The organism is Amycolatopsis sp. NPDC059657 (assembly GCF_042734395.1).
Taxonomy (GTDB): domain Bacteria; phylum Actinomycetota; class Actinomycetes; order Mycobacteriales; family Pseudonocardiaceae; genus Amycolatopsis.
This window is the reverse complement of sequence record NZ_JBHWEB010000117.1, coordinates 20,906-29,391: the sequence shown is the minus strand read 5'-3', so window position 1 is coordinate 29,391 and position 8,486 is coordinate 20,906. Positions and strand designations below refer to the sequence as shown.

General features: G+C 68.3%; 7 protein-coding genes and 1 tRNA gene. 5 read left to right on the top strand and 3 right to left on the bottom strand.

Going from position 1 to position 8,486, the window contains the following annotated elements:
- Positions 1-114 precede the first annotated feature (114 nt).
- The gene (locus ACFV15_RS39195; protein ID WP_378357334.1) at positions 115-708 is read right to left on the bottom strand and encodes a TetR family transcriptional regulator; all 594 of its coding nucleotides are present in this window, start codon (positions 706-708) and stop codon (positions 115-117) included.
- Between the two features lie 103 nt (positions 709-811).
- Positions 812-1,756: an acyl-CoA desaturase gene (locus ACFV15_RS39190; RefSeq protein ID WP_378357331.1), complete on the bottom strand. Its 945-nt coding sequence runs from the start codon at positions 1,754-1,756 to the stop codon at positions 812-814.
- A 165-nt stretch (positions 1,757-1,921) separates the two neighbouring features.
- On the opposite strand from ACFV15_RS39190, the gene ACFV15_RS39185 reads away from it, so the two are divergent.
- The 5 genes from ACFV15_RS39185 (at position 1,922) to ACFV15_RS39165 (ending at position 7,273) form a co-directional block, all read left to right on the top strand.
- A tRNA-Gln gene (locus ACFV15_RS39185) sits at positions 1,922-1,993 on the top strand.
- A gap of 105 nt (positions 1,994-2,098) precedes the next feature.
- A complete protein-coding gene (locus tag ACFV15_RS39180; protein ID WP_378357329.1) occupies positions 2,099-3,793 on the top strand; it encodes a diguanylate cyclase domain-containing protein in 1,695 nt (564 codons plus the stop codon).
- A 44-nt stretch (positions 3,794-3,837) separates the two neighbouring features.
- Positions 3,838-5,301, top strand: coding sequence for a bifunctional UDP-N-acetylglucosamine diphosphorylase/glucosamine-1-phosphate N-acetyltransferase GlmU (glmU, locus tag ACFV15_RS39175; RefSeq protein ID WP_378357328.1), 1,464 nt, complete (start codon positions 3,838-3,840; stop codon positions 5,299-5,301).
- Positions 5,298-6,278, top strand: coding sequence for a ribose-phosphate diphosphokinase (locus ACFV15_RS39170; RefSeq protein ID WP_378357327.1), 981 nt, complete (start codon positions 5,298-5,300; stop codon positions 6,276-6,278). Before glmU ends, ACFV15_RS39170 begins: the two co-directional genes overlap by 4 nt.
- Positions 6,279-6,400: 122 nt before the next feature.
- A complete protein-coding gene (locus ACFV15_RS39165; RefSeq protein WP_378357326.1) occupies positions 6,401-7,273 on the top strand; it encodes a TIGR03621 family F420-dependent LLM class oxidoreductase in 873 nt (290 codons plus the stop codon).
- 18 nt (positions 7,274-7,291) lie between these two features.
- On the opposite strand, the gene ACFV15_RS39160 is transcribed toward ACFV15_RS39165, so the two are convergent.
- Positions 7,292-8,416, bottom strand: coding sequence for a hypothetical protein (locus ACFV15_RS39160; RefSeq protein ID WP_378357324.1), 1,125 nt, complete (start codon positions 8,414-8,416; stop codon positions 7,292-7,294).
- Positions 8,417-8,486 lie beyond the last annotated feature (70 nt).

Below are 8,486 nucleotides of genomic sequence, written 5' to 3'. Positions count from 1 at the left end.
TTGTCTTCACAAACACTCATGATCACCGTGGTGGCCGCGCCTATTTCACCGACACGCCAGCCACATCACGAACTACAGCTGGAGTATTAGAACCGCCCGCAACGCTCACGAGACCTACTTGAGCTTCAGCTTCGGCTTGTGCTCCAGGTTCGACAGCCCGTTCCACGCCAGGTTCACCAGATGCGCGGCGACCTCGTCGCGTTTCGGTTTGCGGGCGTCGAGCCACCATTGGCCGGTCAAAGCGACCATCCCGACCAGCGCCTGCGCGTAGAGCGCGGCGAGCTTGTCGTCATATCCGCGTGCGGTGAACTGCTGGCCGAGAATGTGCTCGACCTGGCTCGCGATGTCGTTCAGCACGGTCGAAAACGTTCCGGTGGAACTCGCCACCGGGGAATCGCGGACCAGGATCCGGAATCCGTCGTGCGAATCCTCGACGTAACTGAGCAACGCGATCGCGGCCTGTTCGAGCATCGCCTTCGGGTGCCCACCGTGCAAAGTGGACACCATGCGGTCGAGCAGCAGCTGGGTCTCGCGGTCGACGACGACCGCGTAGATCCCTTCCTTGCCACCGAAATGCTCGTACACCACCGGTTTGGACACATTGGCCCGATGGGCGATCTCTTCGATCGACGCGCCGTCGAAGCCCTTTTCGGCGAAGAGGGCGCGCGCGACGTTGAGCAACTGCTGCCGGCGCTCGGACCCGGTCATCCTGACCCGGGTCACCGGAGCGGCCGGGCGTGCTCCGGTGACCGTTTCACGTTTCCCCCGCCTCCTGGCTGACACTTACACCACAGTAGTCGGCGGGCGGGACTCAATTTGTCTCAGTCGCCAATTTGGCGAGCCGCTGCGGCGTCGGCCAGCGGACACTGTGCGCCCAGCCGAGCTTTTCGAAGATCCAGATCACCCGCGCGGAGATGTCGATCTGGCCGCGCTGGACCCCGTGCCTGGCCGAGGTCGGGTCGGCGTGGTGCAGGTTGTGCCACGACTCGCCGAACGAGAAGATCGCCAGCGGCCAGAAGTTCGCCGACTTGTCGCGCGCCGCGAACGGGCGCTCGCCGATCATGTGGCAGATCGAGTTGACCGACCAGGTCACGTGGTGCAGCACGCAGACGCGCACCAGCCCGGCCCAGAAGAACGCGGTCACACCGCCCCAGACAGACCAGGTGACCAGCCCGCCGATGATGCCCGGCAGCGTCAGCGTGAGCAGGCTCCACAGCCAGAACAGGTCGTCGACCTTCTGGATGGCCTTGTCCTTGACGAGGTCCGGCGCGAAGCGCTCGGCGTTGCTCTGGTCGCGGTCGAACAGCCACCCCATGTGCGCGTGCCAGAAGCCCTTGGCGATCGCCGCGGGCGAGGTGCCGTACGCCCACGGGGAGTGCGGGTCGCCGTCGCGGTCGGAGAAGGCGTGGTGACGGCGGTGGTCGGCGACCCAGGTGATGACCGGCCCCTGCAGCGCGAAACTGCCCGCGATCGCCAGCGCGACGCGCAGCCACGGCTTCGCCTTGAACGAGCCGTGCGTGAAGTAGCGGTGGTACGAAACCGTGATACCGAGCCCGCTGATGCAGTAGAAGACGACGAAGATGGCGACATCCACCCAGGTCAGACCCCAGCCCCAGGCGAACGGCACGGCGGCGAGAAGCGCCAGCAGGGGTGCGATGACCCCGAAGTAGACAGTGGCCTGGACACCGAAGCCGCGCTGCCCGCTGATGATGGGTTTCGGTCCGGTCGAGGTGGAACGGTCGAGGGTGGCCGTCATATAACTTCGCTCCTGATTGCTCTAACTGCAGGTAGGAGCCTTATATAGGGCGTCCTTACCTACGATGCCGTAAGTTACGGTACCGGAGGTTTCGCCGCTTGGGGAGAGCCGAACACCCCGCCTGACGGCGACGGTGTCAGGTCTGGATATCCTGACCAGGATCGATCCGCCGTAGTGTAATCGGCAGCACTTCAGATTTTGGTTCTGACAGTTCAGGTTCGAATCCTGGCGGCGGAGCAGCTAGAGAGATCACCGGTAAGCGTCGACCCATGGGGGTGTGTGCCGCTGCACGAAGAGGCGATCGAGCCCAGGACCGCTACTAGGCGCCCGACTCTCGCGGACATGTCCGACGCCTGGCTGTTAGGCCGCGCCCGCGAGCTGCTCGCGGCCGTGCAGCGCGTCGAGCACTCCGAGCAGCTGGAGATCGTGTCGCATCTCGACGACATGCTCGGCGAGACCCAGCGCCGCGGTGAGCCGCTGCTGGTCGCCCATCTGCTGCGCGCGTCGGCGGCCGCCAGGCTGGTCACCCGCGGCATGGCCGAGGAGGCCGAGCCGCGCCTCGACGAGATGCTCGCGCACACCCGCCGCCACGGTTTCGCGCTGCTGCGCGCCGACGCGCACGCGCTGCGCGGGCGCCGTCTGATGCTCGCCGAGCAGGAGGACGCCGCGCTCACCGAAATCGCCAGGGCGCTCGCGATCCTGGACGACTCGGAAACCCCGGACATGCAGTTCGGCAGGCGCGAGTGGGCGCGGATGCAGTCCGGCGCGCTGATCGACTGCTTCATCGTGCTCAACCAGCTCGGCGTGTACGAAGCCGCCGAAGAGGTCATCGGGCGTGCGCACCAGTCGATCCGCGACACCGCCAGCCCGCACGAGATCACCCTGCAGCTGATGAACCGCGTCAAGATGCTGCTCGGCTGGGGCCTGCGGCTCGAACGCGTCGAGTCCTACGACGAGGCCGCCGAGAAGTTCCGCGTCGCCGCGTCGATGGCGCTGGCCGCGGAAGGCCCGTTCACCGAGTCGCTGTTCCCCCGGCTGACCGGCGTCTCCGCCGTCGACCAGGTCGGTGTGCTGGCGGCCGCGCTCGCGCTCGCCGCTCCCGAGAGCGTGCACATCGACCGGCTCGAGAAGCTCAACACCGACCGTTTCTTCCCGCACGAGCACGAGATCGTCGTGATCGCGCTCGCTCGCTGCTACGACAAGGTCGGCCGTCGCGCGGACGCGCTCGATCTGCTCCGCCGGACCCGCGCCACACTCGCCGAGGAGATCTCGTCGCCGTCGATGCGGCTGAACCTCGCCCGCGAGCTGGCCAGGCTGGACAACGTCCCCGACGCCGAAACCGGCATCACGCAGTCGCTGATCGACTACGCGACCACGCTGGAGACCGAGATGTGGTCACTGCGCGAGTCGCAGATCGCCACGCTCAACGCGCGCCGCGAGCACGAGCGGCTCTCCGCCGAGCACGGTGCGATCACCCAGCAGGCACTGCAGGACCCGCTCACCGGCCTGCCCAACCGCCGCGCGCTCGACGAGCGGCTCCGCACACTGGCCGCCTCGGCCGACGCGCAGCCGCTCGCGGTCGCGCTGGTCGACCTCGACGGCTTCAAGGGCGTCAACGACAAGCAGTCCCACGCGGCGGGTGACGACGTGCTCCGCATCGTCGCGAGCACACTGCGTGACGCGCTCAGGGGAGACGACATCGTCGCGCGCTACGGCGGCGACGAGTTCATCGCGCTGCTGCCCGGCGCCCCGGTGTCGGCCGCGAAGCAGGCGCTCGGCCGCGCGGTGTCGAAGGTCGCGGCGCTGCCGCACAGCCTTTCGCACGGCGTCACGCTGTCGGTCGGTCTCGTGTCGCTGCGGCCGCAGGAACGCGCCGAGCAGGTGCTCTCCCGTGCGGACGCGGCGATGTACGAGGCGAAGCGCGGCGGTGGCAACCAGGTCGCGTCGGCCAACTCGATGGCCGTCGAGGCCGCTGTCAGCAAGCCGACCGGCAGTGGACTGGATGACCCTGCTTGGGGCTTCGAGACCCCCACGTAGGATGAACTCCCGGTAGGAACCCCCGTTTCCTTGTTGGGAGAGCTGTGACCGGCCCGCTGAGCACGTTGATCCTCGCCGCGGGTGAGGGCACCCGCATGCGTTCGTCCACCCCGAAGGTGCTGCACCCGATCGCCGGGCGCCCGCTCGTCGAGCACGCGGTCCGCGCGGCCGCCGCGCTCGACCCGGAGCACCTCGTGGTCGTCGTCGGCCACGGCCGCGACGCCGTCGGCGCGCATCTGGAGACCGTCGGCGCCGCACTCGGCCGCACGGTGACCACCGCGGTGCAGGAAGAACAGAAGGGCACCGGCCACGCCGTCGGCTGCGCCCTGGAGAAGCTCCCGCCCGCGCTCACCGGCACGGTGCTGGTCAGCTACGGCGACGTGCCGCTGCTCGACACCGCCACCCTCGCCGCGCTGCTGAAGTCGCACACCGAAGCGGGCAACGCGGTCACCGTGCTGACCGCGACCGTCGCGGACCCGACCGGCTACGGCCGCATCGTGCGCGACGACTCCGGCGCGGTCGCGGCGATCGTCGAGCAGAAGGACGCCTCGGAAGACCAGCGCGCGATCCAGGAGATCAACTCCGGCGTGTACGCGTTCGACGCGTCCGTGCTCCTCGACGGCCTCTCGCGGCTTTCGACCGACAACGCGCAGGGTGAGCTGTACCTGACCGACGTGCTGGGCATCGCACGCGGCGACGGCAAGCACGTCGGCGCGCTGGTGGTCGACGACCCGTGGCTGACCGAGGGCGTCAACGACCGCGTCCAGCTTTCGGTGCTCGGCGCCGAGCTGAACCGGCGGATCGTGCGCGACTGGCAGCGCTCGGGTGTCACGGTCACCGACCCGGCGTCCACCTGGATCGACGCGGGGGTCACCCTCTCGCGTGACGTTGTGATCGAGCCCGGCGTGCAGCTCAAGGGCTCCACCTCGGTCGGTGAGGGCGCGAAGATCGGCCCGGACACGACGCTCGAAAATGTGACGGTCGGTGCCCGCGCGTCGGTCGTCCGCACGCACGGCTCGGACGCGGTGCTCGGCGAAGGCGTCTCGGTCGGCCCGTTCGCGTTCCTGCGTCCCGGCACCGACCTGGGGAACAAGGGCAAGATCGGCACATTCGTCGAGACGAAGAACGCGAAGATCGGCGAAGGCTCGAAGGTGCCGCATCTCACGTACGTCGGCGACGCCACAATCGGGGACCACTCGAACATCGGCGCGGCTAGCGTCTTCGTGAACTACGACGGCGTGAACAAGCACCACACCACCATCGGCTCGCACGTGCGCATGGGGTCGGACAACATGTACGTCGCCCCCGTGACCATCGGCGATGGCGCTTACAGTGGGGCGGGCACGGTCATCCGGCGCGATGTGCCGCCGGGCGCGCTGGCCGTGTCCACCGGGCCACAGCGCAACCTCGAAGGCTGGGTCGTCCGGCGCAGGCCGGGCACGCCGGCGGCGGAAGCAGCGTCCGCCGCACTCGATGAAGAGAACACCGACGGGGAGTCGAAAGAATGAGTCCGAAGTCCGGTACGCCGAAGAAGAACCTCATGCTCTTCTCCGGCCGCGCCCACCGGGAACTCGCGGAAGAGGTCGCCAAGCACCTCAACGTGACGATCACCCCGCAGACCGCGCACGATTTCGCCAACGGTGAGATCTTCGTCCGGTTCGAGGAGTCCGTCCGCGGCACCGACGCCTTCGTCATCCAGAGCCACACCACGCCCATCAACGAGTGGGTGATGGAGCAGCTGATCATGGTCGACGCGCTGAAGCGCGCGAGCGCCAAGCGGATCACCGTGGTCATGCCCTTCTACCCGTACGGCCGCCAGGACAAGAAGCACAAGGGCCGCGAGCCGATCTCGGCGCGGCTGATCGCGGACCTGTTCAAGACGGCGGGCGCGGACCGGATCATGACGGTCGACCTGCACACCGCGCAGATCATGGGCTTCTTCGACGGCCCGGTCGACCACCTGCTCGCGCAGAACGTGCTGGCCGAGCACATCAAGAAGACCTACGACAACGCCGACATCACCGTGGTGTCGCCCGACTCCGGCCGGGTCCGGCTGGCGGAGAAGTGGGCGCAGCAGCTCGGCGACAAGCCGATCGCGTTCATCCACAAGACGCGTGACCCCGACAAGCCGAACCAGGCGGTCGCGAACCGCGTCGTCGGCCGGGTCCGTGGCCGTCTCTGCGTGCTGATCGACGACATGATCGACACCGGCGGCACGATCGTGAAGGCCACCGAGGCGCTGCTCGACGAAGGCGCGGCCGACGTCGTCATCGCGTCGACGCACGGCATTCTTTCCGACCCCGCGACCGAGCGTCTTTCGAACTGCAAGGCGCGCGAGGTCATCGTCACGAACACGCTGCCGATCCCGCCGGAGAAGCGTTTCCCCGGTTTGACGGTGCTTTCGATCGCCCCGCTGCTGGCGCGCGCGATCCAGGAGGTCTTCGAGGACGGTTCGGTCACGAGCCTCTTCGACGGCAACGCCTGAGTCTCTCCGGGATATAGCGGGCTTTGTCCTTAGCGGGATAAAGCCCGCTTTATCCTTTTCCGGCACTCCGCTCTAGGCGAAATGGCGGGTGTGTTCCCGACCACAGGGTTTAGCGTTGAGCCATGGGGAACTTCAAGTTCGGGGTGAGCCTTCGCGCCGTCGAAGGCAGCACCCAGTGGATCACGAAGTGCCGCCGGGCCGAAGAGCTCGGCTACCGGGCCATCACCGTGCCCGATCATCTCGGCGAGCGCTGCCCGGCGCCGCTGCCCGCGCTCGCGGTGGCCGCGGCCGTCACCGAGCACCTCCGAGTCGGCCCGCTCGTGATGAACGTGCCGTTCTACAACGCCGCGCTGCTCGCCCGTGACGTCGCCACCACCATCCAGCTCACCGGCGACCGCTTCGACCTCGGCCTCGGCGCCGGCCACATGAAATCCGAATTCGTCGACGCAGGCCTGCCCTGGCAGCGCGCGTCCCTGCGGATCGCGATCCTCGACAAGACGATCACCGAGCTGAACCGCCGCCTGGTCGAAGACGGCACCACGCCACCGCCACTGCTGCTCGCGGGCAACAGCGACGGAATACTGGAACTCGCCGCCAAGCACGCGGACATCGTCGGTTTCGCGGGCCTGCGCCAGGCACCCGGCCATTCTCCGGGCACCTTCCAGCTCGACGACGCCGAGGCCGTCGACGAGCGTGTCGCGTTCTTCCGCTCGCGCGCTGGTGATCGCGAGGTCGAGGCCAACATGCTGATCCAGAAGGTCGAGATCACCGAAGACCGGCGCGCGGCCGTCGAAGCGTGGCAGGACACGATTCCACGGGACATCCTCGACACCGACCGGCTGCTCGAAGCGCCGCAGCTGCTGTTCGGGACCGTCGAGGAGATCGTCGCGCAGCTGGTCGCCCGGCGTGAGCGCTACGGCTTCTCGTACATCACCGTGTTCGAGCCGGAGATGGAGAAGTTCGCGCCGGTCGTGAAGGCACTGTCGGGCACCTAGGGCATGTCCTAGCGGGCGTCAGCCGCCGATCGCCTTGAACTCGGTGTCGAGCTTGCCCTTGAGCGCCGGGAAGTCCACGGCCGCGCGGACGTCGGCGGTGGCCGACGGCTGCGAGAGGACCTTGTAGTTCGCGGTGCGGTTGGGCAGGTTGAACTTGACCGTGCACGCCATCGTGCTGGAGGTGTTCGGCGCCGCGGTGGCCTCGGCGCTGCAGTTCTGCCCGGCGAGGCCCTCCGCGGTGACCTGGACGGTCAGCACCAGGTGCACCTGCGAGGCCGACGAGTCGCCGCCGACGAGCACGTTCGCGACCGTCACGGTCGTGGTGCACGAGGCGTTGCCGCTGTTGCAGTCGAACTTGTGGTCCGCGATGGCCGCGCTCGCCTGCGCGACCGAATCGGCGGGCTGGCCGAAGGTGTCGAGCTTGGCGTTGAGGTCGTCGTGGAACTTCTTGGCCACGTCGGGCGCGGCCGCGTCGATGGTCAGCTGGGTGCCGAGCGCGCCTGCCGCCGCCGGGTCGATCGCCGCCGCGGGCACGCTCACCAGCCGGCTGGGCTTGGCCGTGGTCACCTGCAGCGAGCCGGTGGGCGACTTGATCTCGAACACCTCGGTGCCGTCGGGCAGCTTGGCGCGCACCGGCTCGGCCAGCTGGTCCACAGTGGACAGCGTGGCGCGGATCTTCTCGGCCGCCTTGGCTGGCACCAGCAGTGTCGCCGGGTTCACCGGCAGTTCGGAGGCCTCCGCCTTGGCCCAGCCCTTCGCGTAGAGGTCGCCGAGCTCCTGCTTGATGCCACGGGACTTCCAGTAGCCCGCGCCAGCGGAGAGGTAAAGCTTGCCGTCGGCGATCACCAGCTGCGCGCCCTGGTTGTCGAGCAGCAGGGTGCCGAGCGAGGTGCCCGCCTTGGTGACGCGCAGCGCCAGGTCGACCGGCGTGCCCGCCGAGTCCTTCGCGGTGCCGTGGTAGACGGCGACCGGCTGCTCGGCGAAGGTCTTCAGCGCGGTGTCGACGGCTTCGCGCTGCTCGGCGCGCCGGTCGGCCTTCTGCTGGTCGGCGGCGGAAACGCCGGCGGATCCGGTCACCGAAACCTGGCAGCCCGCGAGCAGCATGCCCGCCATCGCCGTCACCAATGCCACCCTGGCCCGCATACGTCCACACCCCGTCGTCTAGGAGTCCCACCTCACCGCAGGGCCTAGTCTGCCGCTAGCGCATTTCCGC

Coding starts and splice junctions, on each gene's coding strand:
- ACFV15_RS39195 (WP_378357334.1), bottom strand. CDS start 708: ATGACCGGGTCCGAGCGCCGGCAGCAGTTGCTCAACGTCGCGCGCGCC.
- ACFV15_RS39190 (WP_378357331.1), bottom strand. CDS start 1,756: ATGACGGCCACCCTCGACCGTTCCACCTCGACCGGACCGAAACCCATC.
- ACFV15_RS39180 (WP_378357329.1), top strand. CDS start 2,099: ATGTCCGACGCCTGGCTGTTAGGCCGCGCCCGCGAGCTGCTCGCGGCC.
- ACFV15_RS39170 (WP_378357327.1), top strand. CDS start 5,298: ATGAGTCCGAAGTCCGGTACGCCGAAGAAGAACCTCATGCTCTTCTCC.
- ACFV15_RS39165 (WP_378357326.1), top strand. CDS start 6,401: ATGGGGAACTTCAAGTTCGGGGTGAGCCTTCGCGCCGTCGAAGGCAGC.
- ACFV15_RS39160 (WP_378357324.1), bottom strand. CDS start 8,416: ATGCGGGCCAGGGTGGCATTGGTGACGGCGATGGCGGGCATGCTGCTC.